The 25,877-nt window shown below is 62.9% G+C and carries 23 protein-coding genes and 1 pseudogene; 12 read left to right on the plus strand and 12 right to left on the minus strand.

Going from position 1 to position 25,877, the window contains the following annotated elements; genetic code table 11:
• Positions 1 to 62: 62 nt before the first annotated feature.
• On the minus strand, positions 63 to 704 hold the full coding sequence (locus PQQ86_RS06930; RefSeq protein ID WP_408265500.1) for a VC0807 family protein: 642 nt from the start codon (positions 702 to 704) through the stop codon (positions 63 to 65).
• A gap of 150 nt (positions 705 to 854) precedes the next feature.
• On the opposite strand from PQQ86_RS06930, the gene arfB reads away from it, so the two are divergent.
• The gene (arfB, locus tag PQQ86_RS06935; RefSeq protein WP_408265501.1) at positions 855 to 1,259 is read left to right on the plus strand and encodes an alternative ribosome rescue aminoacyl-tRNA hydrolase ArfB; all 405 of its coding nucleotides are present in this window, start codon (positions 855 to 857) and stop codon (positions 1,257 to 1,259) included.
• 112 nt (positions 1,260 to 1,371) lie between these two features.
• Here the strand turns inward: arfB and PQQ86_RS06940 are convergent, their stop codons facing one another.
• On the minus strand, positions 1,372 to 2,667 hold the full coding sequence (locus tag PQQ86_RS06940; RefSeq protein WP_408270152.1) for a sensor domain-containing phosphodiesterase: 1,296 nt from the start codon (positions 2,665 to 2,667) through the stop codon (positions 1,372 to 1,374).
• Positions 2,668 to 3,230: 563 nt separating this feature from the next.
• Between PQQ86_RS06940 and PQQ86_RS06945 the strand changes: the two genes are divergently transcribed.
• Complete coding sequence (locus PQQ86_RS06945) at positions 3,231 to 3,521, plus strand: putative quinol monooxygenase (RefSeq protein WP_408265502.1); 291 nt, start codon at positions 3,231 to 3,233, stop codon at positions 3,519 to 3,521.
• A gap of 127 nt (positions 3,522 to 3,648) precedes the next feature.
• On the opposite strand, the gene PQQ86_RS06950 is transcribed toward PQQ86_RS06945, so the two are convergent.
• From PQQ86_RS06950 to PQQ86_RS06960, 3 genes are all read right to left on the minus strand, one after another.
• Positions 3,649 to 3,906, minus strand: coding sequence for a hypothetical protein (locus tag PQQ86_RS06950; protein WP_007182306.1), 258 nt, complete (start codon positions 3,904 to 3,906; stop codon positions 3,649 to 3,651).
• Between the two features lie 207 nt (positions 3,907 to 4,113).
• Positions 4,114 to 4,356: a hypothetical protein gene (locus tag PQQ86_RS06955; RefSeq protein ID WP_408265503.1), complete on the minus strand. Its 243-nt coding sequence runs from the start codon at positions 4,354 to 4,356 to the stop codon at positions 4,114 to 4,116.
• A 245-nt stretch (positions 4,357 to 4,601) separates the two neighbouring features.
• Positions 4,602 to 5,321 carry a YdcF family protein gene (locus PQQ86_RS06960; protein WP_408265504.1) on the minus strand — a complete coding sequence of 240 codons (720 nt, stop codon included), beginning with the start codon at positions 5,319 to 5,321 and terminating at the stop codon, positions 4,602 to 4,604.
• 266 nt (positions 5,322 to 5,587) lie between these two features.
• On the opposite strand from PQQ86_RS06960, the gene PQQ86_RS06965 reads away from it, so the two are divergent.
• Positions 5,588 to 5,911, plus strand: a complete 324-nt coding sequence (locus PQQ86_RS06965) for a hypothetical protein (protein ID WP_054034659.1) — start codon at positions 5,588 to 5,590, stop codon at positions 5,909 to 5,911.
• Positions 5,912 to 6,288: 377 nt separating this feature from the next.
• On the opposite strand, the gene PQQ86_RS06970 is transcribed toward PQQ86_RS06965, so the two are convergent.
• Together PQQ86_RS06970 and PQQ86_RS06975 are read right to left on the minus strand one after the other, a co-directional pair.
• Entirely contained in the window at positions 6,289 to 6,543 is a 255-nt protein-coding gene (locus PQQ86_RS06970; RefSeq protein ID WP_408265505.1) for a hypothetical protein, read from the minus strand.
• Between the two features lie 298 nt (positions 6,544 to 6,841).
• Positions 6,842 to 7,237, minus strand: a pseudogene (locus tag PQQ86_RS06975) (transposase); the annotation flags it as partial.
• Positions 7,238 to 7,646: 409 nt separating this feature from the next.
• Between PQQ86_RS06975 and PQQ86_RS06980 the strand changes: the two are divergent.
• The 4 genes from PQQ86_RS06980 to rluB all read left to right on the plus strand — a co-directional run bounded on the left by PQQ86_RS06980 (position 7,647) and on the right by rluB (position 13,364).
• Complete coding sequence (locus PQQ86_RS06980; protein WP_408195902.1) at positions 7,647 to 8,549, plus strand: LysR family transcriptional regulator; 903 nt, start codon at positions 7,647 to 7,649, stop codon at positions 8,547 to 8,549.
• 125 nt (positions 8,550 to 8,674) lie between these two features.
• A complete protein-coding gene (locus PQQ86_RS06985) occupies positions 8,675 to 9,898 on the plus strand; it encodes a pyridoxal phosphate-dependent aminotransferase (protein WP_408265506.1) in 1,224 nt (407 codons plus the stop codon).
• A 372-nt stretch (positions 9,899 to 10,270) separates the two neighbouring features.
• Positions 10,271 to 11,419 (plus strand): SMC-Scp complex subunit ScpB, encoded by a 1,149-nt coding sequence (scpB, locus tag PQQ86_RS06990; protein ID WP_408265507.1) that lies wholly within the window; start codon positions 10,271 to 10,273, stop codon positions 11,417 to 11,419.
• A gap of 64 nt (positions 11,420 to 11,483) precedes the next feature.
• Complete coding sequence (gene rluB, locus PQQ86_RS06995; RefSeq protein ID WP_408265508.1) at positions 11,484 to 13,364, plus strand: 23S rRNA pseudouridine(2605) synthase RluB; 1,881 nt, start codon at positions 11,484 to 11,486, stop codon at positions 13,362 to 13,364.
• Here the strand turns inward: rluB and PQQ86_RS07000 are convergent.
• The gene (locus PQQ86_RS07000) at positions 13,361 to 13,711 is read right to left on the minus strand and encodes a hypothetical protein (protein ID WP_408265509.1); all 351 of its coding nucleotides are present in this window, start codon (positions 13,709 to 13,711) and stop codon (positions 13,361 to 13,363) included. The genes rluB and PQQ86_RS07000 overlap by 4 nt on opposite strands.
• Before the next feature lie 186 nt (positions 13,712 to 13,897).
• On the opposite strand from PQQ86_RS07000, the gene rimP reads away from it, so the two are divergent.
• The 5 genes from rimP (at position 13,898) to truB (ending at position 20,483) form a co-directional block, all read left to right on the plus strand.
• Positions 13,898 to 14,356, plus strand: coding sequence for a ribosome maturation factor RimP (gene rimP / locus PQQ86_RS07005; RefSeq protein ID WP_028199738.1), 459 nt, complete (start codon positions 13,898 to 13,900; stop codon positions 14,354 to 14,356).
• Complete coding sequence (gene nusA, locus PQQ86_RS07010; protein ID WP_408265510.1) at positions 14,353 to 15,828, plus strand: transcription termination factor NusA; 1,476 nt, start codon at positions 14,353 to 14,355, stop codon at positions 15,826 to 15,828. Before rimP ends, nusA begins: the two co-directional genes overlap by 4 nt.
• A gap of 94 nt (positions 15,829 to 15,922) precedes the next feature.
• On the plus strand, positions 15,923 to 18,886 hold the full coding sequence (infB, locus tag PQQ86_RS07015; RefSeq protein ID WP_408265511.1) for a translation initiation factor IF-2: 2,964 nt from the start codon (positions 15,923 to 15,925) through the stop codon (positions 18,884 to 18,886).
• Positions 18,887 to 19,089: 203 nt separating this feature from the next.
• Positions 19,090 to 19,455: a 30S ribosome-binding factor RbfA gene (gene rbfA / locus PQQ86_RS07020; RefSeq protein WP_120292913.1), complete on the plus strand. Its 366-nt coding sequence runs from the start codon at positions 19,090 to 19,092 to the stop codon at positions 19,453 to 19,455.
• 92 nt (positions 19,456 to 19,547) lie between these two features.
• On the plus strand, positions 19,548 to 20,483 hold the full coding sequence (gene truB / locus PQQ86_RS07025) for a tRNA pseudouridine(55) synthase TruB (RefSeq protein ID WP_408265512.1): 936 nt from the start codon (positions 19,548 to 19,550) through the stop codon (positions 20,481 to 20,483).
• A 99-nt stretch (positions 20,484 to 20,582) separates the two neighbouring features.
• On the opposite strand, the gene PQQ86_RS07030 is transcribed toward truB, so the two are convergent.
• From PQQ86_RS07030 to PQQ86_RS07045, 4 genes are all read right to left on the minus strand, one after another.
• Positions 20,583 to 22,145 carry a DHA2 family efflux MFS transporter permease subunit gene (locus tag PQQ86_RS07030; RefSeq protein ID WP_408195889.1) on the minus strand — a complete coding sequence of 521 codons (1,563 nt, stop codon included), beginning with the start codon at positions 22,143 to 22,145 and terminating at the stop codon, positions 20,583 to 20,585.
• A gap of 31 nt (positions 22,146 to 22,176) precedes the next feature.
• On the minus strand, positions 22,177 to 23,439 hold the full coding sequence (locus PQQ86_RS07035) for an EmrA/EmrK family multidrug efflux transporter periplasmic adaptor subunit (protein ID WP_408265513.1): 1,263 nt from the start codon (positions 23,437 to 23,439) through the stop codon (positions 22,177 to 22,179).
• Between the two features lie 76 nt (positions 23,440 to 23,515).
• Positions 23,516 to 25,039 (minus strand): efflux transporter outer membrane subunit, encoded by a 1,524-nt coding sequence (locus PQQ86_RS07040; protein ID WP_408265514.1) that lies wholly within the window; start codon positions 25,037 to 25,039, stop codon positions 23,516 to 23,518.
• A 49-nt stretch (positions 25,040 to 25,088) separates the two neighbouring features.
• Entirely contained in the window at positions 25,089 to 25,604 is a 516-nt protein-coding gene (locus PQQ86_RS07045) for a MarR family winged helix-turn-helix transcriptional regulator (protein ID WP_093632466.1), read from the minus strand.
• Positions 25,605 to 25,877 lie beyond the last annotated feature (273 nt).

Here is a 25,877-nt window from a genome sequence, read left to right on the forward strand (position 1 = left end):
GCAACTCAGGCAACTTGAGCAGCCAAGCAGCCGAACAGTCAGGCACCAAGGCAGCCAACCCCTCAGCTCGCGATCCGGCCCAGTTGCACGCGCGCCTCGACCCGGCTGCGCATGGTCTTGCGATACCACAGTGTCCACAGCGTCAAGGCGCCGTAAATGCCATAGCCGATCAACGGCGAGACCACCAGAAAGCGCTCGATCGGCCAGGTGAGCGCCATCCAGGCGCGCAGCGCTGTTTCACTGGTCAGGCCGACGCCCCATACGAGCGTCATGAGCCGCATTGCACTGACGAGAGCAGGCCGCTCGCGCCACAAGGTTTCGAAGCGCTCGGCGCCGCCTTCCATTTCACGGGCGACGGTGGCGCGCGCGAGATAGAAGATCAGCGGACGGCGCATCGGCAACGACAGCAGAAACACCACGCCCACCGCGCCGGACACGAGCGACTCCCGCAGCAACAGCATGCGGGGACTGCCGCCCAGCGCCATCGCCGCGACCGACAGCACGATGCCCGCCACGACCATTACGCTGAGTGCGTCGACGCGTCGAAAGCGCACCAGTTCGATCAGGCTCCAGACGATCGGCGGCACGGCGGACGCGATCAGCGCGCCGGTCTCGCCCAGGTGCGGCAGCGCGAACCGGTAAGCGAGCCATGGCAGCAGAAAGTTGACGGCCAGTTCCAACACAAAACCCGGACGGAGTTTCATATTAATTTACGCTGTAAGCGAAAACGGCAGTATCGGTGAACCGGCTGTGTCGATGCAAATAGTTTTTCGCATCGGCGGCGGTGGTCGATAGTCCGTAGTCGGTAATCGACTGTGCCCTGTGTACACTTGCGTCTCTAGCTCAATCCCATCATGACATCCCGTTATCCGATCCCGCCGAACGAAATCGAATTGACCGCAGTGCGCGCGCAAGGAGCAGGCGGCCAGAACGTCAATAAGGTCTCGAGTGCCATCCATCTGCGCTTCGACGTGCACGCTTCGTCGTTGCCGGAAGTGTTGAAGATGCGCCTGCTTGCGCTATCCGACCATCGGCTTACGCGCGACGGGGTGGTGATCATCAAGGCGCAGCAGCATCGCACTCAGGAGATGAACCGCGCGGCGGCGCTGGCGCGGCTCGCCGAGCTGATCGAAAGCGTCAGCGTGACACGCAAGCCGCGCGTCGCGACCCGGCCGACGCGCGCATCGAACCGGCGTCGCCTCGACGGCAAGGCCAAGCGCAGTGAGATCAAATCCGGCCGCGGGCGGGTGGAGGATTGACGGGATTGAAGGCGCCGGGCTCGAGGTGCTAAATCTCGGCAGAGCGACAAAAGTGCCTTCAGAGGCACCCCGAGAATTTCACGATAACGCGCCCGCCGACAGTCGCTCGGCTTCAGCGTTTGCCCTCGCGTCGGCCAGAACGCGTATCGGTCGGCGACGTCATCGGCACAAAATCGACACACAGCACGTTCGTGCCGTCACGCTCGAACGCGATTGCCGCGGTATAACAGTCCTCGCCGTCCGCGAGCGAGTAGTGCGGCCCCATCATGGCGACGCGCCCTGGCGCGGCGAGCGCGTGCTTGAAATACGCGCGCCGTGACCAGTTGCTGTGCGTATCGGTGTAGAGCGGCGCGAGCCGCAGCGGAGGCGGCGGCAGCGAGGCGGCCGAGACCGACGCTTGCGTCTGTTCGCCTTGACCGTCGGTGACGAACACGCGGCGCGCTTCGGGCAGATGCCACACCTTTTGCGCTGCCTGCCGCAGATCGCCGGTGGCTTTGAAGGTGTCGGCAGCGGCGAGTACGGATTCGGCGAATCCTTCGAAACCGAGCCGCTGGTGGCCGGCATGGGCCTGTTCATAGGCGGCGAACTTGCTCCACATCGACTCGATCAGCGCCGGCACTTTGGCGCACGCAGCCTGCACCGAACCCTTCGGCTGGCCGAGCCAGAAACCTTGCACGAAATCGACGTCGGCCTGCATCAGAATCATCAACTCTTCGTCAGTTTCCACGCCTTCGGCCAGTACCAGCGTACCGGACTGGTGGAGCATCGCGATCAGGTGGCTGATCATCGAATCGTCGCCTTCACGCTTGCCCGCGCGCGCGACCAGCGAGCGGTCGAGTTTCACGATGTCGGGGCGAAAGCGCCACACGCGGTCGAAGTTCGAAAAACCGGTGCCGAAGTCGTCGATCGCAATCAGGAAGTCGCGCGGCTGCGACGCCGCGAGCATGCTGGCGACGGCGGATTCATCGTCGGCGGGTTGTTCGAGTACTTCGATGACGATGCGCTCCTGCGGCAGGCCGAAGTGCGCCGAAAGCTCGTCAATGAAGGTGCGCTGCGGCCAGCCGGTTTCGAATACCTGCGGACGCGTATTCAGAAACAGCCAGCCGGTGCTGATGCCCTGTTCCATGAAATTCGCCACGTGCAGGCAGCGTGCGATGCGGTCGAGTTCGCGTGCGTCGGCGGCCGAGCGCGTGCCGGAGAAAAGCACTTCCGGCGATACCGGCAAGCCGACTGGATCGAACGCGCGCAGCAGGCCTTCGTAGCCGACCACACACTGATGCGTGACGGACAGCACCGGCTGGAACACGCTGTGCAGGGTCAGCGCGCGCCACGTCGCGGTCCAGCCGGACTCGTCCCGGACCAGATGCGGAAGCAGGCCGCTAAGGGTCAATTCGCTGACGGTCGGCATAAGGGCAGGCATGAGTGCGGGCATAGTGACATCGCGGCAAGCGGGTGACGGGGCGCGCAGACAGATTTAACGCGCAACGGATGCACAGCCCGGGCGCCGGCAGGGTAAGGCGGGCACAGCCCGGGAACGCGGAGAGCAATGCCAGCCATGCTGGGCTCCGGCGGGATTAGTCAAAACCAGTCTAGCAGTTCGAACTTCGCGTGAATGTGCGGGTTATCACAGACGCGGGATGTGGCCGGGCGCCCGGCAAACCGGCCGCGGCACGGTGGCCGGCCCCGGTCTCGTGGGCGTTTCGCGTGGGTTTCGCACTCATTTGCCGCGCGCAGGATTGACCGTTCGAATGCAATCAATCGTGCGTATGAAGCCGAGGGTAGCAGGGCGGTGAGTGGCCGCCCGCCAAACTCCAGGCAAGGACGGTGCTCAGACATTTCGCGTCTGCGGAAGGCTTTGCATCAGGGTAGTCCAGCCGTGGCCACAGGAGCCTGCCCGGTGCGCGTGAGCGCCTGCAGGTTTGGCGGGCGGCGGGTATGCTGCTGCTTTTCCTGAACAAACGGAGCACAGGCATGACGGAAATCGCGGTGGTCGCAATCTCGGTGGCAAAGCCGGGCTATGAAGAGCAATTGCGCGAAGCGCTCGAAGGCATCGTCGGGCCGACGCGCAAAGAGCAGGGCGCGCTTCAATACGATCTGCATCGTGACGTGCAGGAGCCGCGCCGGTTCGTGTTTGTCGAGCGTTGGGAAAGCCAGGAAGCGCTCGCGGCGCATGCAAAATCCGCGCACATTGCGGCTTACAAGAAGGCGGTGGCGGATTGGGTCGAGCACGCGGAAATTCGCGTCTTGTCGAAGATCGCGTAAGCGTTTGAAGGACGAACAGCAGGGGGCGAACAAACGGGGGGAACTTCCAAGGTCGAACCTGAAAGTCGAACAACGGCGAGTGAGCTGCCAGGCCGGACACGGCCTGCGCGGCGCTCGCCGTTTATCTTTAGTGCGTGGCTTGCGGGACGTCGAGGATCAGGATGATGGTCCAGTCGGCATCGCCGTCGTGGTGGTACTGGCGTTCCGCGACAATGAACGGCTGCTGCTTGCCGTCCGGGCCAAGAAACAGCACGTCGCCTTCCATCGGCAGGCACTCGACGGGCGGCAGCGCAAGGAACGCTTCCTGACCGCCGCGCGGCATCAGTTTTTCGATTTTGCGAGATGCTGCTTCAGTCCATTCGATATCTAGCTGGATGTTGCTCATGCTGTCCTCCGCACCAAGGTGCGCACAGGTTAGGGGGATTCCGGCCGGGCGACGGCCGCCGGACGGTGCGCGACTTTAGCATAACGTCGGTCGGCCGCAGCGGGCCTGCAGCAAGTCCATTAGACAACAAAAAAGCCGAAACCGGCGGTGCCGGCTTCGGCTTTTCACCTTCGCGGCGAGGCCGCAGGTGATACTGTCAAACTGCGCTCACGAACTGGCGGCGTCGGCCTTGGCGGCCTTCTTATGATGGTGCGGGGCCATCTTGTGATGTTTCTCCGGCATAGGCGCGCTTTCCATTGCTTGCTGGCGGTTTTGCAAATCTTGCGCGCGCTGCTCGACGTCGGCGGCCTTGGCCGGATCGGTGCTCATCATGACGCCGTTGTCCTGCGCATAGGCCGCGCCTGTTACGGCACTGAGGGAAACCAGGATCGCCAGGGACACTTTCTTCATTGTTACCTCCGCAGAGTGGTAATGGACCCGAGTATTTGCCTGTCCAATCGGAAAGACAATGCATTCTAGCCAGCAATATCCGCTCCAGCGGACGTTTTGTAACTGCAGTGACAATTGGTTACACCTTGTTACGTTCGATCCACAGTCCCTGTGGATGACGATCTCGCATCGGACCCGACAATGCGTTGCCGATACAAAGAATATTCGCATCTCTAAATAAATTGCTTTGTCAGGAAGTGTGAGGCTTAGAACCATCCGATTGCACGATAGACGTGAAATTGCGCGATTCCAATCAGTTCGTGCAGCGCAGTCTCCGCATTCACCAGATTGTCATAGCGCGGCAGTACACCGGGATCTGAGTGCAGCGCGCTCGAGATCAGCGGTTGTGGCGTGAGGCCGAACCGATGGAAGTCGAGCAACGCGCGCGGCATCTGATAGGCGGAGGTGACGAGTATCAGGGAATCGTAACGTGACCGGTCGAGAATAGCCGAGACGTTGCGCGCGTTTTCGTAAGTCGTGCGGCTGCTGTTTTCCAGCACGATGTCCGCACGCGGCACCTGTCGACGCAGCAGGTAGGGCAGATAGGTATCCGCTTCGGTTGCGCTATGCCGCTGCGGATTGCCGCCGCTCACGATAACCTGACACGTCGCGGCCGTACGCTTGCAGGCTGCGTAGTTTTCCGCGCTCACGGCGATGCGCGCAAGCACGTCACGCGGTGGCACGAGCACATCGTCATCGTCGTAAATGGTGCCGCCGCCGAGCATGATAATCGCGGTGCGCGGCGCGAATTTGGCAGGTGTGTCGGTCTGCCGATGCGGCTGCGCCAATTCCAGCAATGGCGCCGTGAGCCAGCCGGCGGCGAGCAGCCAGAACAGGGCGATCGCGCCAATGACGAGAGGCCGGCGGGCGCGTTTCCATAGCACGATTGCTGCAAAAAAAAGCGCTAATAAAGTGAATAGAATCAATTTAAATGGGGTAACGTATGACTTTCGGGACGAATCTATGGGCCTGCTATCGCGCCGCAGCGGTTGCATCGTCGGCTCGTAGGCAGAACGCTAACATGGCGTTCAGACGGGGGTTCCGAAAACGAGACCAGGGCAGCACCTGGCGGAATTCGACCGCATGAAAGCGGCCAGTTTCCAGCCAAGGGCGGGTGCTATGCGCGTCACTGGTGGCGCGGTGACGTGTTGGGCATAGATGTGTCATAGCTGCACTTTAAGAAAGAAGTGAGATGACCACGTATTCCAACGAAGCGGTACTTGAAGCGCTGCGGCGGGCGCAATATCGCCAGGTCCCATGGGCCAGACGACCGGGTGTCTTCCAATATCTTCGCGCGCTAGGCTTGATGGACACTGTTCGGCAGCGCACCGTCGCACCGGCACCGGGCTTTCACGCACCGGTTGATATTGCCGTGCTCACAGACCGCGGCAGAGCCGAGTTCGCGAGGCTTGCGCACGACGAACGCCTGTTGAGCTGGACCGCACAGCGAATGAACGACTACGTCGTCGCGACAGCCGAAGCGCGGCCCACAGCCGCTCTCGAAGCTCGGCCTTAAGGGCGCGGGCGAAAGGCGCTGGCGCTGTATTTCCCGGCCGCTCCACGCGGCTGGTGGTGATTCCATTGCTTCGCTTTATTGCCTGGCTGATGCGCCTGATACAGTGCGCACCGCCCGCCTGTTGACGCAAAAAAAAGCCCGTATCACAAGGATACGGGCGTACCGGAATTACTACTGCCACGCTGTGCTAATGGCGTTGAATCAGACTGGCGCAGTGCCCGGTGGTTCCCTGATCGTTCAATTCGCCATGTAACGCGTTGTCTTGCAGCGACGATGGACGCCGACCATAGCGAACAATGACGGCAAACAACAGCGGCGATCCCACGTGATTAGACGCACGCACACGCCGAGCCGGTCACCGGCGCGTTAGCGCACGCCTAGCGGCGGCGCGTAGGGTCTTCGCGCGGCGGTTCAGGCCGCGGGCGTACATTGCTTGCGATGTCGCCGCGCAAGTCGCCACGCGGCGCAGGCGGTGTGAAATCGCGGTTGCGTGTTTCGCTTTGCTGCCAGGCTTCAGCGGTGGCCGAGTGATCCGGCCGCCAGTTCCAGCCTTGTGGGCGCTGCTGTGCGAGCGCCGGTGCGGCCATTGATGAAACGACAATGCCGCACAGAAGCAGTGACATTGGTTTCATGCTGAGCTCCCGTCAAGCCGATCGACTCAAGGCCTGTTTGCATACACACAAGGTATGCCGAGTGGCGAAAGCACGCTGTAAGCAATAGTAAATGGATGTTTCACCAGCAATCATCGACTCGCTTCAGGCGTATGAAGCGAGTCGAAAATGAAGTCGGAGAAACGGGAAGGGACGACTGAGCTGGGCGCGCCGAGGAGCGGTGCCCATTGCAGGTCGGACGGGCGTCGACAGACGCGCACGGCGGCCCGGATACACGCCGGGCGCCGACAGGCGCCCGGCGACAAAACAATTCGCGTCAGGCCATCTTGACCGGCGCGCGCCACGATTCCGGATTGGTCCAGAATGCGCCACGCAGACGGTCGCGGCTCGGCGGTGCCGGTGGTTTCGCCGCAGTCGCCCCAATGCGGCCGCGCAGCGAAATTTCACGGCCGCTCGTGCCGAGTCGCTTAACTATTTCGGCGAGCGTACCATCGGCTTGCCATTCGTCGAAGCGACGGCGGCAAGTCGGCGGCGACGGATAGCGGCCCGGCAGTTTGGACCAGCCTTCTCCCGTCGACAGCACCCAAAGCACGGCATTGACTACTGCGCGCGCTTCCACGCGTGGTCGACCACGACGTTCGCTCCGTGCTGGCTCCGCACAGAACAACGCCTCGACCAGCGCCCACTCGTTGTCTCTCAAATCGTCGAACAGCATCATGTTTCACCTCAGCGAAGCTAACTCCGGTGCGCTGCCCCGCGCCGCGCACTCTCCATGCACTCGATAGGCGAGTGCCAAGGGGGGGTCGGGCTTGCCACGATCTGCTATTCAGTCAGTAGTCATGGCGCCGACCCTGTGTGCATGTAAATGCAGGAAGTGTGCCAAGTTGATCCAACTACCTGAAAGCCCTGTGACAGCGGGCCAGCGCGGGCGCTAGCTAGGGGCGTATAAGAATCCAAAAAACCCATCTCGCAAATCGGGACAATCACCAATCTTGTGCAATCAGGCCCGTCCAGCGTGCGTTTGCGCCTTATTGCTGCGCTGCAGCGTTCGCACTAAATGCGAATGTGGTGCGGTATTTCGGCATACAATGCGCATCAAACTGGGTTATTGATGAGGTTGGTAAATGAATGTGACGCTGCGTCAGCTAAGGGTTTTCATTGAGGTCGCCCGTTTGCAGAGCTTCAGCCGGGCCGGCGATGAAATCGGTCTGACGCAATCGGCGGTCAGCCGCTGCGTGCGCGAACTGGAGGGGGAGATCGGTCTGAAGCTGATCGACCGGACCACGCGCGAGGTGCAGCTCACGGATGTCGGCGGCAACCTGGTATCGAGCGTGTCGCGGCTGCTCACGGATCTGGACGACGCCTTGCGCGAGATCCGCGAAATCGGCGAACAGCGCCGCGGACGGGTGGTGGTAGCCGCAAGCCCGACGATCGCCTGCCGGTTGATGCCCGGCGTGGTGGCGTCATGCGGACGCCAGTTTCCCTACATCACTTTGGGTCTGCGCGACGACGTGCAAAGCGACGTGGTGCGCAAGGTGAAGTCGGGCGAAGTTGATTTCGGCGTGATCATCGGCCCGTTTTCCGCCGACGACCTGTTGAGCGAATCGCTGATGACCGATTCGTTTTGCGTCGTTTCGCGCGACGACCACCCCTTGGCGGCGCATAAGCAGGTGGCATGGACGGACCTCGAAGGCCAGCAGCTCGTCATGCTCGATTACGCGTCAGGCAGCCGGCCGATCATCGATGCGGTGATGCAGGAGTACGGCGTGAGCGCCACCGTGGTGCAGGAGCTGGGGCATTCAGCGACCGTTTTTGGGCTGGTCGAGGCGGGCGTGGGCGTGAGCGTGCTGCCCTGGCTGGCGTTGCCGCTGCCGGCGGGTGCCTCGCTAGTGGCGCGGCCGCTCGTGCCGCGCGCCGAGCGCACCGTCGAACTGGTGCGGCGGCGCGACCGCTCGCTGTCGCCGGCGGCGGAGGCCGTGTGGAGTCTGATTCGTCAATTGCCGGCGCGGGCTGAGGATTTGAGCTGATGACTTTGGCCGCGCCGCTTCACGCGGTGACTTCGCCGTCCCAAACGCAGGCGCCGCGCTAAACTGTCGCCTCCCTTGGCGTCAGCTTCGACCCATTACCCGTCCATCACTGTCTGGAAGCCTCGATGAGCGAAACGGATCTGCCCGTACCCTCCGTCCCCAACGCGCGCGACGCTGTGCGCGCACTGCGTCCTTCGCAGATCCGGGAAGTCGCGAACGCCGGTTTTGGCGTTGCGGACGTGTTGCCGTTCTGGTTCGGCGAGTCCGACCGGGTGACCCCGGCGTTCATTCGCGACGCCGCTAGCGCCGCGTTAGCCGCCGGCGCCACCTTCTATACGCATAACCTGGGCATTGCGCCGTTGCGCGCGTCGCTCGCGAGCTACGTCAGCGAGTTGCACGGGACGACGTCGTCCGATCACATTGCGGTGACGAGCGCCGGCGTCAACGCGCTGATGCTGGCCGCGCAGCTGGTCGTGGGCGCGGGTGATCGCGTCGTCGCGGTCACGCCGCTGTGGCCGAATCTGGTCGAGATTCCCAAGATTCTGGGCGCGCATGTGGAAACCGTCGCGCTGGGCTACGGTGAGCGCGGCTGGCAGCTCGATCTCGAGCAGTTGCTGGCGGCGCTGACGCCGGACACGAAGATGCTGCTGATCAACTCGCCGAACAATCCGACCGGCTGGGTGATGAGCCGCGAAGAGCAGCGCGCCGTGCTGGCGCATTGCCGTCGCCACGGCATCTGGATCGTCGCCGACGAAGTCTACGAGCGTCTTTATTACGCGGACGCCGAACCTGGCGCCGAGAGTACCCATTCGCGCACGGCGCCGTCGTTTCTCGATCTGGCCACGCGCGACGAGCGCGTGATCTGCGTGAATTCGTTTTCCAAGGCGTGGCTGATGACCGGCTGGCGGCTCGGCTGGATCGTCGCGCCGGCCTCGCTGATGGACGATCTGGGCAAGCTGGTCGAATACAACACCTCATGTGCACCGGCCTTCGTCCAGCAGGCGGGCATCGCGGCCGTCCAACAGGGCGAACGCTTCACGCAGGAACTGGTGCTCGACCTGAAGGCATCGCGCGACCATCTGGTGCGGGCGTTGTCCACGGTGCCGGGCGTCGATGTGAAGGCGCCGCCCGGGGCGATGTATGTGTTTTTCTCGATGCCAGGGGCGTCGCGCAGTCTCGAGCTATGCAAGGCCATGGTGCGCGAAGTGGGGCTGGGCGTGGCGCCCGGCAGCGCGTTTGGTCCGCAAGGCGAGGGTTTTGTGCGCTGGTGCTATGCCTGTGACACGGCGCGGCTGGACGCGGGTGTCGAGCGTCTGAAGCGTTTCCTCGCGCAGCACGGCACACATTGAGGCGCGGCGGAAAGGGCGCTTAGCGTGACTGAAGGGCCCGTAAGGTTCCAATTTAGGGCCCATTTCAGTCCGATTCTCGTGCATTTCCGCCTGGTTTTTCGCGAAAGCACGCGGCTTGGGCCGCCGCTGAAAAATGCGCCGGGGATTTCGTCTTTACGCACTGGTTGTTTTTGCGTAATATGGCGCTCAGTCACGCGATTCCTTTCAGGAATATCGCTGCTCCGTCCGGCTGGGTTTGGCTCGATTGCCTGTTTCGCCTCCCCCCGGTGCGTGCTCCCATCAATATGACCGATCAGAATCGGGCGAGCGCGTCTTCAGTTCCACATCGTCTGTTTGATCCGGTTCTTTGACCACAGGGTCTGACCTAGCTGCATGAATACCCAAGAGGCGAAGATCGTCCTCGAGACTGCCTTGATCTGCGCGCAGGAGCCGTTGAAGCTCGTCGATTTGCGCAAACTCTTTGCCGACGGCGTGTCGGCAGACACTGTTCGGAATTTGCTCGAAGACCTGAAGCAGGATTGGTCTGGGCGCGGTGTGGAGTTGGTCGGGCTGGCGTCGGGCTGGCGATTTCAAAGCAAGCCCGCGATGCGTTCGTACCTGGATCGTTTGCATCCTGAGAAACCGCCGAAATATTCGCGCGCGGTGCTCGAGACGCTCGCGATCATTGCGTACAGGCAACCGGTCACGCGCGGCGATATCGAAGAGATTCGCGGCGTCACGGTGAATACGCAGGTCGTCAAGCAACTCGAGGATCGTGGCTGGATCGAGGTGATCGGCCATCGTGATGTGCCAGGCCGTCCCGCGCTGTACGCGACGACGAGGCAATTTCTCGACGACCTCGGTTTGAAGGCGCTCGACGAATTACCGCCCCTCGCGGATCCGTCGGCGCAACTGAACGCGGATTTGCTCGGTCAGCATGCGATCGAATTTTCCGAGGCCGGGGCCGTACAGGCATTGGCCTCGGACGAAGAGGGCACGCTTGAAGGGCCGTCGGAATCTGCCGTCGGCGGGGCAGGCGCTGAAGCAGGCGAATCTCTCGACGAGACTGCCGATCACGGCCACGTTGACGAGGTTGGCGAAGCATCCGGAACGGAAATCGCCGGCGAATACGCTGAAGAGCATCAAACGTCGGCCGCTCAGACGCAGCACGCGGAGCCGGCTGAGGCGAGCAGGGCAGGCGAGGCAGTTGAACTTGCCGAGGCAAGGCATGATCCGGCGGACGCCGCACCGGCGCCTGAGTCCCATCAGGACGCTGCAGCAGCGCCGAATGGGCAAGAACATGCCGAACCGGCGAACGTTGAACCGCAGGCCGGCACTGCCGAGCCCGCACTGAATCACGATCCGGTCTCCCAGGCCGATCCGGCAATACCCGCGCACGACTCGGGCGTACTCCGCAATACGGAGCACGCCGCCGAGCCGAACCCGACCACGGCGGCGCACGGCGATCCTGAGGATCGCCGCGATGCCGCACAGGACGCAGGCAGTCTGACCGACGACGAACCCGAGTCGCGCAGCGCCTGACGTAACCGAACTTTTTTTGCCGTGCCCGCAATGGGCGCGCGCGACCTGACATTTTGAGGTTGTTTTGACACATACCCACGACACCGATTCGTCCGAATCCGAGCGCGCCGTGCCGTCGGCACGCGCCGACGAAGCGCGTACCACGCAAGCGTCGGCAGGCGAGGGCGAGCGCCCGGCGCCGGCTACGGAAGCAGACGGCGAAGACCGTCCGCGCCGCGGCCTGCGTCGCGGACCGCGCAGCCTGATCGCGCGGCGCCGCGCCGGGGCGAAGACGAAGGGCGCCGAAGGCGCGCCCGCGCAAGGAGCGCCGGTCGTCACTGAAACGCCGCCGGACGGCGAGGTGGTCGCGCAGGTGCGCATGCCGCGCAAGGATGGCGGCGCCAAGGGCCAGGGCCCACGCCGCAATGCCGGCGGCGCGAAGCGCGAGGGTGGTCAGCGTGAAGGTGCGCCCCGTGAGGGCGGTCCCCGCGAAGGCGGGCGCGGCGAGCGTCAGCCGCGCGAAGGCGGTCAGCGTCAGAATCGCCGAGGCGGCGAAGCGCCGGTGGCAATCGCAGCCGAAGCGAACCCGGACGACCTGTTCTCGTACGTGACCTCGCCCGCATTCGATGCGGACAACAGCGCCACCGGCGGCGTACGCGCCCCGATGCTGCGCCGTGGCAAGCCGGCCGCGCCCAAGCGCGTCCTCGCTGCGGACGACGACGCGCCGAAGCTGCACAAAGTGCTGGCCGAGGCCGGCATGGGCTCGCGCCGCGACATGGAAGAACTGATCGTCGCCGGCCGCGTGTCGGTGAACGGCGAGCCGGCTCACATCGGCCAGCGCATCATGCCGACCGACCAGGTCCGCATCAACGGCAAGCCGGTCAAGCGCAAGCTGGCCAACAAGCCGCCGCGCGTGCTGCTGTATCACAAACCGACCGGCGAAATCGTCAGCCACGCCGATCCGGAAGGCCGCCCGTCGGTGTTCGACAAGCTGCCGCCGATGAAAACCGCCAAGTGGCTCGCGGTTGGCCGCCTCGACTTCAATACAGAAGGTCTGCTGATGTTGACCACCTCGGGCGATCTGGCGAACCGTTTCATGCATCCGCGTTATAGCGTCGAGCGTGAATATGCGGTGCGCGTGGTCGGCGAGTTGGCGGAAGGCATGCGTCAGAAGCTGTTGCACGGCGTCGAACTTGAAGACGGCCCGGCGAATTTCCTGCGCATCCGCGACGGCGGCGGCGAAGGCACCAATCATTGGTATCACGTCGCGCTCGCCGAAGGGCGTAATCGGGAAGTGCGCCGCATGTTCGAGGCAGCCGGCCTGATGGTCAGCCGCCTGATCCGCACGCGCCATGGCCCGATTTCGCTGCCGAAGGGCCTGAAGCGCGGTCGCTGGGAAGAACTCGAAGACAATCAAGTGCGCGCGCTGATGGCGTCGGTCGGCCTGAAGGCGCCGACGGAAGAAAAGGGCGGCCGCAGAGAGGCGCCGGAGCGCAAGCAGCCGGATCCGATGCAAACGTCGATGGGCTTTATTGGCCGGGAACCGGTGCTGATGTCGCATGGCCGTTTCGACCAGCAGCAGCCGCGCGGTCAAGGTCGTCGTGGTCCGGCGGGTGGCGGCTTCGGCGGTGGTGCGGGTGGCGGCGCTGGGTCCGGTTTCGGTGGCGGCTACGGAAACCGCGGCGCCGGCCGCAGTGCTGGCGGCTTCAGCGGCCCGATGAGCGGCGGTGGCGGCGGCGCGGGTGGCCCGCGTGGCGGCCGTGGCGACGTCGACGGCAATCGCGCACCGTCGGGCAATGGCAATCGTGCGGCTGGCGGCGGTAAGCGCGCTGGCGGCCCTGGGGGGCCTGGCGGCAATCCGGGCGGCGGCAGCCGCGGGCCGGCCGGCAATCGCGGCGGTAACGCCAACGCGGGCGGCGCCAATCGTGGCGGCGGCGCGCCGCGTGGTCGCTCGCGTGGCCGTTAAGCCGGAAGCAACTTAAGCATGACGGTTGGCCGTTGATCGTTCTTCAACGATTTACGCCTCGCCACCGTCAGAATCGATCGACGAGCGCCGCGGGTTTCATCGCAGGTTTCATGTAACGCATAAAACCGCGGCGTGCGCATAAGTAGGGGCAGAGTTTGCTGGCCTTGCTTGTCCGGCGCAGGTTCGAGGCGGCGCAAGCCGCCTTGCAAAAGGCCCGGCGCGTCGCCATATCGTTGAAAGATTCCCATGAAATCAAGCGGAAATGCGCTTCGTACGGCGTTCTGCGGTTTGCGTTTGTCCCGAAAAATGGCTACAATCGCGGAGTCGCTGGGCGTGCGGCTTTTCATGTGCGGCTCAGGTGCGACCACCGGTAATAAGATGATGGGCGTTTAGCCCATTTTTTTTTGCCGCGCAGTTCTAAGTGGTTCGGCATCTCGGGTAGCACGAACGTGCGCCGGCTTGGCGCGCGGCCCGCATTGGTGTTTGCAGACAAACCCGGCAGGTCTCGCCGCGCGAACATCTTAGAGGGCACTGTGCAACTGACGGAACTGATTGAAACCACGGTCGTGGGACTCGGCTACGAGCTCGTCGATCTCGAGCGCACCGGGCGCGGCATGTTGTGTATTTATATCGACCAGCCAGCCGGCATCGCGATCGAAGACTGCGAGAAAGTCACGCGTCAGCTCCAGCACGTTCTGACCGTCGAAAATATCGATTACGAGCGGCTTGAAGTGTCGTCGCCGGGTCTCGACCGCCCGCTGAAAAAACTGGCGGATTTTGAACGCTTCGCAGGCAGCGAAGTGGTAATCACATTGAAAAAGCCATTGGACGGACGGAAATCGTACCGGGGCATCCTGCATGCTCCGCAAGGCGAGACGATCGGTCTGGAATTTGAAGGGAAGGAAGGCGCCGCGATGCTCGATTTCACCGTCGCGGATATCGATAAGGCACGCCTCGTTCCGAAAGTTGACTTTAGGAGCCGCAAACAATGAGTCGCGAAGTGTTGATGCTGGTGGATGCGCTGGCACGCGAGAAGAACGTCGATAAAGACGTGGTATTTGCCGCGCTCGAGGCGGCCCTCGCTTCGGCCTCCAAGAAACTCTTCGAAGAAGACGCGGACATCCGCGTCCAGATCGACCGTGAAAGCGGCGAGCACGAAACGTTTCGCCGCTGGAAAGTGGTGCCGGACGAAGCCGGTCTGCAAGAGCCGGATCAGGAAATCCTGCTGTTCGAAGCGCGTGAACAGAAGCCGGAAATCCAGCTCGACGAGTTCATCGAAGAACCGGTGCCGTCGATCGAATTCGGCCGTATCGGCGCTCAGGCTGCCAAGCAGGTGATCCTGCAGAAGGTGCGCGACGCGGAACGCGAGCAGATCCTGAACGACTTCCTCGAGCGCGGCGAGCACATCATGACCGGCTCGGTGAAGCGCCTGGACAAGGGCAACTTCATCGTCGAAACCGGCCGTGTCGAAGCGCTGCTGCGCCGCGACCAGCTGATTCCGAAGGAAAATCTGCGCGTGGGTGACCGCGTGCGCGCCTATATCGCCAAGGTCGATCGCACCGCTCGCGGTCCGCAGATCGAGTTGTCGCGTACGGCGCCCGAATTCCTGATGAAGCTGTTCGAAATGGAAGTGCCGGAAATCGAACAGGGTCTGCTGGAAATCAAGGCGGCGGCCCGCGATCCGGGCGTGCGCGCCAAGATCGGCGTGATCGCTTACGACAAGCGCATTGATCCGATCGGCACCTGCGTCGGAATCCGCGGTTCGCGTGTCCAGGCCGTGCGTAACGAGCTTGGTGGCGAAAACGTCGACATCGTGCTATGGTCAGAAGATCCCGCACAGTTTGTGATCGGCGCGCTCGCGCCGGCAGCCGTCCAGTCGATCGTCGTCGATGAAGAAAAACATTCGATGGACGTCGTCGTAGACGAAAACGAACTGGCGGTCGCGATCGGCCGCAGCGGCCAGAACGTGCGTCTTGCCAGCGAACTCACCGGCTGGCAGATCAACATCATGACGCCGGACGAATCTGCGCAAAAGCAGAATCAGGAGCGCGGCGTACTGCGTGACCTGTTCATGGCGCGTCTCGATGTCGACGAAGAAGTTGCCGACATCCTGATCGACGAAGGCTTTACGAGCCTCGAAGAGATCGCTTATGTGCCGCTCAACGAGATGCTCGAAATCGAAGCATTCGACGAAGACACCGTTCACGAACTGCGTAATCGCTCGCGCGATGCATTGTTGACGTTGGCGATCGCGAATGAAGAAAAGGTCGAGAATGTTGCACTTGACCTGAAGAGCCTGGACGGCATGGATGCCGACCTGCTCGCCAAGCTTGCCGAACATCAGATCCAGACGCGCGACGAACTCGCCGAGCTGGCTGTGGATGAACTGGTCGAGATGACCGGAATGGAAGAGGATGCCGCTAAGGCGTTGATCATGAAAGCACGTGAACATTGGTTCCAGTGAGAAATGACCATGGCGCACTAAATTGACCGCGGCCGTTAGGCCGCATGACAAGATGCTAACCGCAAGGAATCGGTCCTTGCATTAAGAGGAATGAATGGCGAGTAACAACGTAGCCCAATTTGCCGCGGAACTGAAAATGCCTGCAGGCGTGCTCCTTGAGCAGCTTCAGGCAGCAGGCGTCACTAAAGCGAGCGAAGACGACAGCTTGTCCGAAACGGACAAGGCGCGTCTGCTCGACCACTTGCGCAAGTCTCACGGCTCGACTGATGCGGACAAGCGCAAGATCACGCTGACGAAACGGCATACGTCGGAGATCAAGCAATCCGACGCGACGGGCAAAGCTCGCACCATTCAGGTCGAGGTGCGTAAGAAGCGCACCTTCGTCCGCCGCGACGAAGCCGCCGGTGAAGGCGGTGATGCATCGAATCATGTGGCCGAGGCCGACGTCGACGATCTGGAACTCCAGCGCCGTGAAGAGGAAGCTCGTCACGAAGCCGAGCTGCTCGAAAAGCAGGCTCAGGAGTTGAAGGCGCGTCAGGAACAACTCGAACGCGAAGAAGCCGAACGTCAGGCGCGCGAGCAGGCTGCTGAAGCCGAGCGCCGTCGTGCGGAAGAAGAAGCGGCGAAGAAGCGCGCGGCGGCTGCGGCCGAAGCGGCGGCTCGCGAACAGGTTCAAACTGCACAGCCGGCGCAGGCTGCCAAGTCGGCGACGAAGGCTGAACCGGTCGCGGCCAAGGCTGCGGAGCCGGCGGTTGCCAAGGACAGCGAGCAGGACGACGAGCGCGCCGCGGCAGAACGCGCGGCACAACGCGAAGCAGCGAAGAAAGCGGAAGACGCAGCGCGTCAGGCCGCCGAGAAAACGCGCGCCGAGCAGGAAGAAGTCAGCAAGCGCCGTGCGGCGGCAGAAGCCGAAGCACGTGCGATTCGCGAAATGATGAACACGCCGCGCAAGGCGCAGGTCAAGGCGCCGGAACCGGCACCGAAACCCGCTGAGCCGGCCAAGCCCGTGGAAGCCAAGGGCACGCTGCACAAGCCGGCGCGTCCGGCGGGTGAAGCACCGGCACGTCCGGCAGCCAAGAAACCGGCTGCTGCGGCTCCGGCTGCAACGACCACGCCGTCGGCTGGCGATAAGAAAAAGCCGGGTGGCGGCAAGGGCGGCTGGCAGGACGACGCAGCGAAGCGCCGCGGTATCAAGACGCGTGGCGATTCGAGCGGCGGTGTTGATCGCGGCTGGCGCGGTGGCCCGAAGGGTCGCGGCAAGCATCAGGATCAGAACACCACGTTCCAGGCGCCGACCGAACCGATCGTGCGTGAAGTGCACGTGCCGGAAACCATCACGGTCGCCGATCTGGCGCACAAGATGGCGGTGAAGGCCTCGGAAGTCATCAAGTCGATGATGAAGCTCGGCCAGATGGTCACGATCAACCAGATGCTGGACCAGGAAACGGCGATGATCATCGTCGAGGAACTGGGCCACCACGCGGTTGCGGCCAAGCTGGACGATCCGGAAGCGATGCTGGTCGAAGGCGAAATCACGGACGCAGAAGCACTGCCGCGTCCGCCGGTCGTCACGGTCATGGGCCACGTCGACCACGGCAAGACCTCGCTGCTCGACTACATCCGCCGCGCCAAGGTTGCAGCGGGTGAAGCGGGCGGGATTACGCAGCATATCGGCGCCTATCACGTCGAAACGCCGCGCGGTGTCATCACGTTCCTCGATACGCCGGGCCACGAAGCATTTACGGCCATGCGTGCTCGCGGTGCGAAGGCAACCGACATCGTGATTCTGGTGGTTGCAGCCGACGACGGCGTGATGCCGCAAACGAAGGAAGCAATTGCCCACGCGAAGGCAGGCGGCGTGCCGCTCGTCGTCGCGATCAACAAGATCGACAAGCCGGATGCGAATCCGGACCGCGTGAAGCAGGAACTCGTCGCGGAAGGCGTCGTGCCGGAAGAATACGGTGGCGACTCGCCGTTCGTGTCGGTGTCGGCTAAAACCGGCGCGGGTATCGACGAACTGCTGGAAAACGTGCTGCTGCAAGCCGAAGTGCTGGAGTTGAAGGCACCGGTTGAAGCGCCGGCCAAGGGTCTCGTTATTGAAGCGAAGCTCGATAAGGGTAAGGGTCCGGTTGCAACGATCCTGGTCCAGTCGGGTACGCTGAACCGCGGCGACGTGGTGTTGGCAGGTAGCGCTTACGGTCGCGTGCGAGCCATGCTCGACGAAACCGGCAAGCCGACCAAGTCGGCAGGCCCGTCGATCCCGGTTGAGATTCAAGGTCTGTCGGAAGTCCCGCAAGCTGGCGAAGAAGTCATCGTCATGCCGGACGACCGCAAGGCGCGTGAAGTCGCGTTGTTCCGTCAAGGCAAGTTCCGCGACGTCAAGCTGGCAAAGCAACAGGCCGCGAAGCTCGAGAACATGCTGGAACAGATGGGCGAAGGCGAAGTGGCGTACATGCCGCTTATCGTCAAGGCCGACGTGCAAGGTTCGCAGGAAGCTTTGGTGCAGTCGCTGCTCAAGCTGTCGACCGACGAAGTCCGCGTGCAGATCGTGCACGGCGCAGTCGGCGGCATCAGCGAGTCGGACGTCAACCTGGCTACGGCTTCGAAGGCGGTCATCATCGGCTTCAACACCCGTGCGGATGCACAGGCGCGCAAGCTGGCGGAAGCCAACGGCGTCGATATTCGCTACTACAACATCATCTATGACGCAGTAGATGAAGTGAAGGCTGCGATGTCGGGCATGCTGGCACCGGAGAAGCGCGAAGTCGTGACCGGTACGGTCGAAGTGCGTCAGGTCTTCAAGGTACCGAAGATCGGCGCGGTGGCTGGCTGTATGGTCACGGACGGTTTCGTCAAGCGCTCGTCGTCGGTGCGCGTACTGCGCAACAACGTTGTCATCTTCACGGGCGAGCTAGATTCGCTCAAGCGCTTCAAGGACGACGTCAAGGAAGTCCGTCAGGGCTTCGAGTGCGGTATGTCGATCAAGAACTTCAACGATATCGTCGAAGGCGATCAGTTCGAAGTCTTCGAGGTTACCGAAGTCGCGCGTACGCTGTAATTCACGCGGCATTGGCTCAACGGGCGGAGCGGGCTTAAGCGCCCGCTCCGCCCGTTGTCTTTGGGCCCGCGCATTTTTCGCGTATTGTGCCCCCGGGGTGGCTTGCAGTCGCTATCAAGCCGCTCATTGCCGTCCGGGCAATCACCACCCCGGTTCGCGCGAACAACTTTTTTGCATCCGTCAGAACGGAGCACACAAACACCATGCCTAAAAAACGTTCTTCCCCCAATCGCAACGTGCAGATCGCCGATCAGATCCAGCGCGACCTGTCGGAGCTGCTGCGCGAGGTCAAGGACCCGCGCATCGGCATTGTCACGATTCAAAGTGTCGAGCTGACGCCGGACTACGCGCACGCGAAGGTCTACTTCACGACGCTGACAGGCGACCCGCAACAGACGCTCGAAGCGCTCACGCACGCGGCCGGCCATCTGCACAATCAGCTGTTCAAGCGCCTGCACATTCATACCGTGCCGACGCTGCATTTCCATTACGACCAGACGATTGAACGGGCCGTCGAAATGTCCCGCCTGATCGACGAGGCAAATGCCAATCGCGCGAAAGAAGACTGAGCGCGCTGTTATCCGCATTCCGGGCTGCACTGCTTCAGTTGCAGTCCATTTAGCGCTTTTTCCGTACACTTCGAAGACCCTGTCTTTCTGACATGACCGCACCTCAACGCCCCCGCGTGCCGCGTCGCGCACTCGACGGCGTACTGCTGCTCGACAAACCGCTCGGCCTGTCGAGCAACGACGCGCTGATTCGCGCGAAGCGTCTCTACCTGGCCAAAAAGGCCGGCCACACCGGCACGCTCGATCCACTCGCCACAGGTCTTTTGCCGCTGTGTTTCGGCGAAGCGACCAAGTTTTCGCAAGACCTGCTCGAAGCCGACAAGACCTATGAGGCGACCATGCGCCTCGGTATCCGCACGACCACCGGCGACGCCGAAGGCGAAGCCATCGACACGCGCGACGTGAAGTGCGATCAGGCCGCGGTAGAGGCGGCCATGCAGAAATTTCTCGGCGACATCGTCCAGGTCCCACCGATGTATTCGGCGCTCAAGCGCGACGGCAAGCCGCTGTACGAATACGCGCGCGCCGGCCAGACGGTGGAGCGGGAAGGGCGTCAGGTGACGATTCACGCGCTCGAGATGCTGGCCTGTGCGTTGCCCGACGTGACGTTTCGCGTGACGTGCAGCAAGGGCACGTATGTGCGCACGCTCGCCGAGGATATCGGCGAAGCACTTGGTTGTGGTGCGCATCTGGTAGCGCTGCGGCGTACTGGCGTCGGCGCGCTGACGCTGGAGAATTCGGTGACGCTCGACGCGTTGTCCGATGCGACGGAAAGCGAGCGCGATACGTGGCTGCAACCTGTCGATGCATTGCTGTCCACGTTCCCGCTTGTCACACTGGACGAAGACGCGACCCGTCGCTTCCTGCATGGGCAGCGGCTGAAGCTCTCCGAGTTGACCATCGCCGGCGACGCGGTGAATGCGCCCCGCGTACGCGTATATGCAGCGGACGGACGTCTGCTTGGTGTCGCGAAGCAAGGCGAGGGTGTGCTGGCGCCGGAACGGCTCGTGGTCACTGCAGCGAGCTAGCGCGGAAGTTCAGCGGGCAGCAACAAAAAAGGCGGGACCGCTCACCAGCGGTCCCGCCTTTTTTATATACAGCCCCCCTCGCGGACTAAAACCAGAACCTCAATGCGCCGCCGCAGCCGCCGCACCCGCATCACCACCGGCGCGTTCCGGCTTTGCCATCCAGATCAGCGCGATCAGCGCGACAAAGATCCCCGCCGATACAAAGAACAGATCATTCACGCCCAATTGTGCGGCCTGCTGCGTAGCCATCGAATTGAACAGGCCATATGCCTGCGGCTGACTGAAGCCCGCCGCACCCATCTGCCGGATCGACTGATCGAACACGGGGTTGTACGCGCTCGCCTGTTCGGCCAGTTGCGCATGATGCATGATGGTGCGGTGATCCCACGCGGTCTGGAAAATCGACGTACCAATACCGCCGCACATGATCCGCACGAAATTCGACAAGCCCGACGCAGCCGGAATCCGGTTGCCTGGCAAACCCGACAGCGTGATCGACACCAGCGGGATGAAGAACCCGGCCATGCCGATCCCCTGAATCAACGTGGGCATGAGCAGCGAATAAGTATCGACGCCGGTCGTATAACGTGAGCGCATCCAGAAACACAGCGCGAACACGAGGAACGACAAGGTCGCGATATAGCGCGGATCGGTACGCGGCAACACTTTGCCGGTGATCGGCGACAGCAGTACCGCGAACACGCCGACCGGCGCCATCACGAGACCCGCTTCGGTGGCCGTGTAACCGATATCGGTTTGCAGCCACAACGGCAACAACACGAGGTTGCCGAAGTAGAGCCCATAGCCGATCGACAACGCAATCGTGCCGCTCGTGAAATTGCGCCGGCTGAAGAGCGACAGATCGACCACGGGATGTTCGGCCGTCAATTCCCACACGATGAAGAACGCGAGCGAAATCACCGCGACCAGCGCCAGCACGACAATGGTGGTCGACGAGAACCAGTCGAGGTCCTTGCCCTTATCGAGCATCACCTGCAACGAGCCGACCCAGAGGATTAGCAGGCCGAGACCGACGCCGTCGATCGGCGCCTTTCTGATGACTGAATCGCGGTTGCGGAAGATCGACCACGTCGCTACGGCGGCGATTGCGCCGACCGGAATGTTGACGTAGAAAATCCACGGCCACGAGATGTTGTCCGAGATCCAGCCACCGAGAATCGGGCCGGCCACCGGCGCGATCAGCGTGGTCATTGCCCACATCGATAGAGCCATCGGCGCCTTGGCGCGTGGATAGCTGGCGAGCAGGAGCGTTTGCGACAGCGGAATCATCGGGCCGGCCACCGCGCCTTGCAGCACGCGCGAGGCCAGCAGAAACGGTAGGGTGGGCGCGAGCCCGCACATCCACGACGAGATCACGAACAGGATGATCGACGCCATGAACAGCCGCACCTGGCCGACACGGTCGGTGAGCCAGCCGGTCAGCGGCACGGAGATCGCGTTCGCCACCGCGAACGACGTGATCACCCATGTGCCCTGGTCGGACGACACACCGAGGTCGCCCGAAATAGACGGGATCGACACGTTCGCAATCGACGTGTCGAGCACGTTCATGAACACGGCGAGCGACACCGCGATGGTGCCGATCACCAGTTGCGCGCCCTCGAGCGGCGGATGAGGGACTTGCGCCTGAGCCTGAGCCATTAAAGAAGCCTTCTATGAATCGTCGCGCCGCTTACATCAGCTTCGCGGCGGACTTGGCAGCGCCGCCGGCTTGAGCCGATTTCTGCGAGCCGCCGTTCGGACCTGCATTTTCCGAGATGATGCGAGCGATTTCGGCGTCAGCTTCGTCGCCGTACTTGTCGAACACGTTGGTCTGATAGACCGTGTTCGGCGCCTGGCCGAGTTGGCCGCCGCTTTGATCCTTGATGCTGACGTCGGCTTGCATCGACAGGCCGATACGCAGCGGATGCTTTTCAAGTTCCTGCGGGTCCAGCGCGATCCGCACCGGCAGACGCTGCACCACCTTGATCCAGTTGCCGGTCGCGTTCTGCGCGGGCAGCAGCGAGAACGCCGAACCCGTGCCCGCCGAGAAGCCGACTACCTTGCCGTGGTACACCACCGACGAGCCGTACACATCGGCGGTCAGTTCGACCGGCTGGCCGATATGCATGTACTTCAGCTGCACTTCCTTGAAGTTCGCATCGACCCACACGCCGCCCAGCGGCACGATGGCCATCAGCGGGGTGCCCGGCGAGACGCGTTGGCCGACCTGCACCGAGCGCTTCGCGACGTAGCCCGTGACCGGCGCCGGCAGGTTGTTACGGGCGTTGTTCAGGTATGCGTCGCGGACTTTCGCGGCGGCGGCCTGAACGTTCGGGTGATTGGCGATCGTGGTGTTGGCGGTCAGCGCGCGGTTCGATGCCAGTTGTTGCTGGGCGGCGTCGACCGAGGCTTGCGCGCTCTTCACGGCGTCGCGGGCGTGCGAGATTTCTTCCGCGGACACGGCGCCGGTTTGCGCGACCGTCAGGCGGCGCTTCAGGTCGTCCTGCGCGCGCGACAGATCGGACTGGCGCTGGGCAACTTGCGCCTGGTATTGATTGTCGTCGGCGAACAGGCCGCGCACCTGGCGCACCGTCTGCGCGAGATTTGCTTCGGCCTGTTCGAGCGCGACGCGCGCGTCGGCCGGATCGAGCACGACGAGCGGGTCGCCGGCCTTCACGGTTTGCGTGTCGTCCGCGTTCACGGCGACAACCGTGCCGGTGACCTGCGGCGTGATCTGGACAACGTTGCCGTTCACGTACGCGTCGTCGGTGTCCTCATGGAAGCGTGCGTCGAGGAAGTAGTAGAGGCCGTAGGCAACCGCGGCGATCAGGATCACGATGACGAGCAGCGTCATCATGCGCTTGCGTTTGCCGTTGTTAGCCGGTGGTTGCGTCGGCTGCGGGGCCGGCTGAGTCGGTTGTGTAGTAGCCGCGGGCTGTTGGGTGGTGCTCATTGATGTGCTCCGGGTTCTCTCAAGCGTCGTCGTTTATTCGGATGTTTATGCGAGTGTGGGTCGCGTCGATGTGGCTTCAGTTTGCAGCGGCGGTCGAGGCGGAGGCCGATGCCGCGGCGGCCGATGCCGGGGCATCGGTCGGCACCACGAGGCCGGTTTGCGTTGCGTCGAAACCGCCACCGAGCGCCTTGATGAGGCCGATCTGCAGATCGCGGCGGCGCATCTTCAGGCCCGTTACCGTCTGTTCGGCGGCAAGGCGGTTCTGATCGGCGGTCAGCACCTGCAACTGCGGCGACAAACCGGCCTTGTAGCGGATCACCGCCAGCTGATAGGCCTTGGTCGACGCGTCGAGCGCGCGTTGTGCGTCGCCCGATTGCTGGTCGATCGAACGGATCGACGACACTTGCGTCGCGACATCCGAGAGCGCATTGATCAGCGTCTGGTTGTAGTCCGCCACATCGAGGTCGAAGTCTGCGTAGCGGCCCTTCAACTGTGAGCGCAGCGCGCCGGCGTCGAAGATCGGCAGATGGATGGCCGGCCCGAATTGCATCTGACGGCTGCCCGACTTAAGGAAACGGCCCCAGCCGAACGCATCGAAACCGAAACCGGCGGCGAGGTTGACGTCCGGGAAGAACTCAGCCTTCGCCTCCTTCACGTCGTGCATCGCGGCTTCGACCTGCCAGCGCGCGGCGACGATATCCGCACGGCGCGCCACGAGGTCGGCCGGCAGGTTGTTCGGCAGCGCTACTGTGTCGCCGGTGGTCAGGGCCGGCTTGGCGATCTGCAGGCCACGATCCGGGCCCTTGCCGAGCAGCGCGCCCAACTGATAGCGCGCCACGGTGATCTGGCCGTCGAGATCGGTCAGGTTCGCCTGGCTGGTCGCGATGTTGCCGTTCGCGGTTTCCCGTTCGACGTTGGTGTCGAGCCCGGCGGTGACGCGGCCGTTGGTGATGCGGCTGATGTCCTGGCGGTTGGCGATTTCGCGCGCGGCGATGTCGCGGAATGCGTACAACTGGGCGAGCTGGTTATAGGTGCTCGCCACGGAGGAGGCAAGCGTTACGCGCGCCTGCTGCATATCGGCTTCTGCTGCCTTTTCCTGCGATACGGCCTGGCCCAGGCGCTGGCGGTTCTTGCCCCACAGGTCCAGATCCCACGACGCGCTCGCCAGCACGTTGTTCTCGCTATACCAGGTGCCGCCGTACGGAGGCGGGTAGAGCGCGTTCGCCGAGAACAACTCGCGGGTCCACGAGTAGCTGCCGTTGACCTTCGGGTACAGCGCCGAGCGCGAGCTCTCAATATAGGACGAAGCCTTGGCGAGGCGAGCCTGCGCCTGCGCGATCGAAGGGCTGCCTTCCAGCGCCTCCTCGATCAGCTTTGGCAGTTGGGGGTCGCCGAACTGGTTGGCCCAGTCGAGCGACGGCCACTGGCCGCCCTGGCCCGGCAGGCTCTGGGTGGACTCGTACTGAGCCGGCGGCGAGATCTGCTTGTCGCTCTTCATGCCGAAGTAGTTCGCGCACCCCGTGAGGGCGAGCGCCGTCACCGCGGCGGCGACAGCGGCCCGGCTCGAAAGTGCGGGCGCGGACAGGGAAAGGGATTTCATCGCTCGACTCTTTGAGTGGAATGTAATGATGGACACTGCAAGCAATTTATTACGATTTGCTGTCAAAATTGCTTGCTGCATCACGGGTTAGTCCCGTTTGTTCGCCGGAATTGATGAGTACGCGGCGCAGCATGCTCTTCAAAAAACCCACTTCTTCGGGGGTAAACCCGCCCAGCAGGTTGTCCAGCACGCCGTTGAAAATGGCTGGCATTTTGGCCGCGATCGCGTGGCCTTCCGGGGTCAGCGCGAGTCGCACGACCCGCCGGTCTTCGTTGCTGCGCACTCTTGTCAGCAGGCCGCGTTTTTCCAGCCGGTCGACCAGACGTGTAACGGCGCTGGCATCGATGCCGTATTCGCGCGCCAGTTCGGCCGCCAGCAGGCACTTGCCGCTCGCCACCATGAACAGGATGCTGCCTTGCTGGCTCGTGATGCCCAGCTCGGCCATGCTGCGCTGCGTGACCAGGTTCGACATGGTCGATTTCACCCGCGAGAGCAAATAGCCGACGCTTTCGCCCAACTGATACTCGCTGATCTCTGAGCTGGGTGTTGAGGACGGATCCGTCATGATTCTCGTGCGAATGCAATGGTTGACTAGGCAGGATTATAGACAGCGGTTGATTGACGCGGCAAGCGTTATTACAGCTTAGGTAAGGAACTTTTCCTCCTCAAGGCACAATGCGCGTGGATTTGCGTAGGATTTCGCCGGAGCCGCGTGGGTCTGTTTCTTACGCAGCGCTGCGCGGAAGACGATGGAGATATCAGGGAATACCAGAAAGCTTCATTTGGGCGTGCTACAATATTGGGTTCCCAAAAGTGCGCTTTGGGCTTTGTTGGCTCG

Source organism: Paraburkholderia sediminicola (genome assembly GCF_046026675.1).
GTDB classification, from domain to species: domain Bacteria; phylum Pseudomonadota; class Gammaproteobacteria; order Burkholderiales; family Burkholderiaceae; genus Paraburkholderia; species Paraburkholderia sediminicola_F.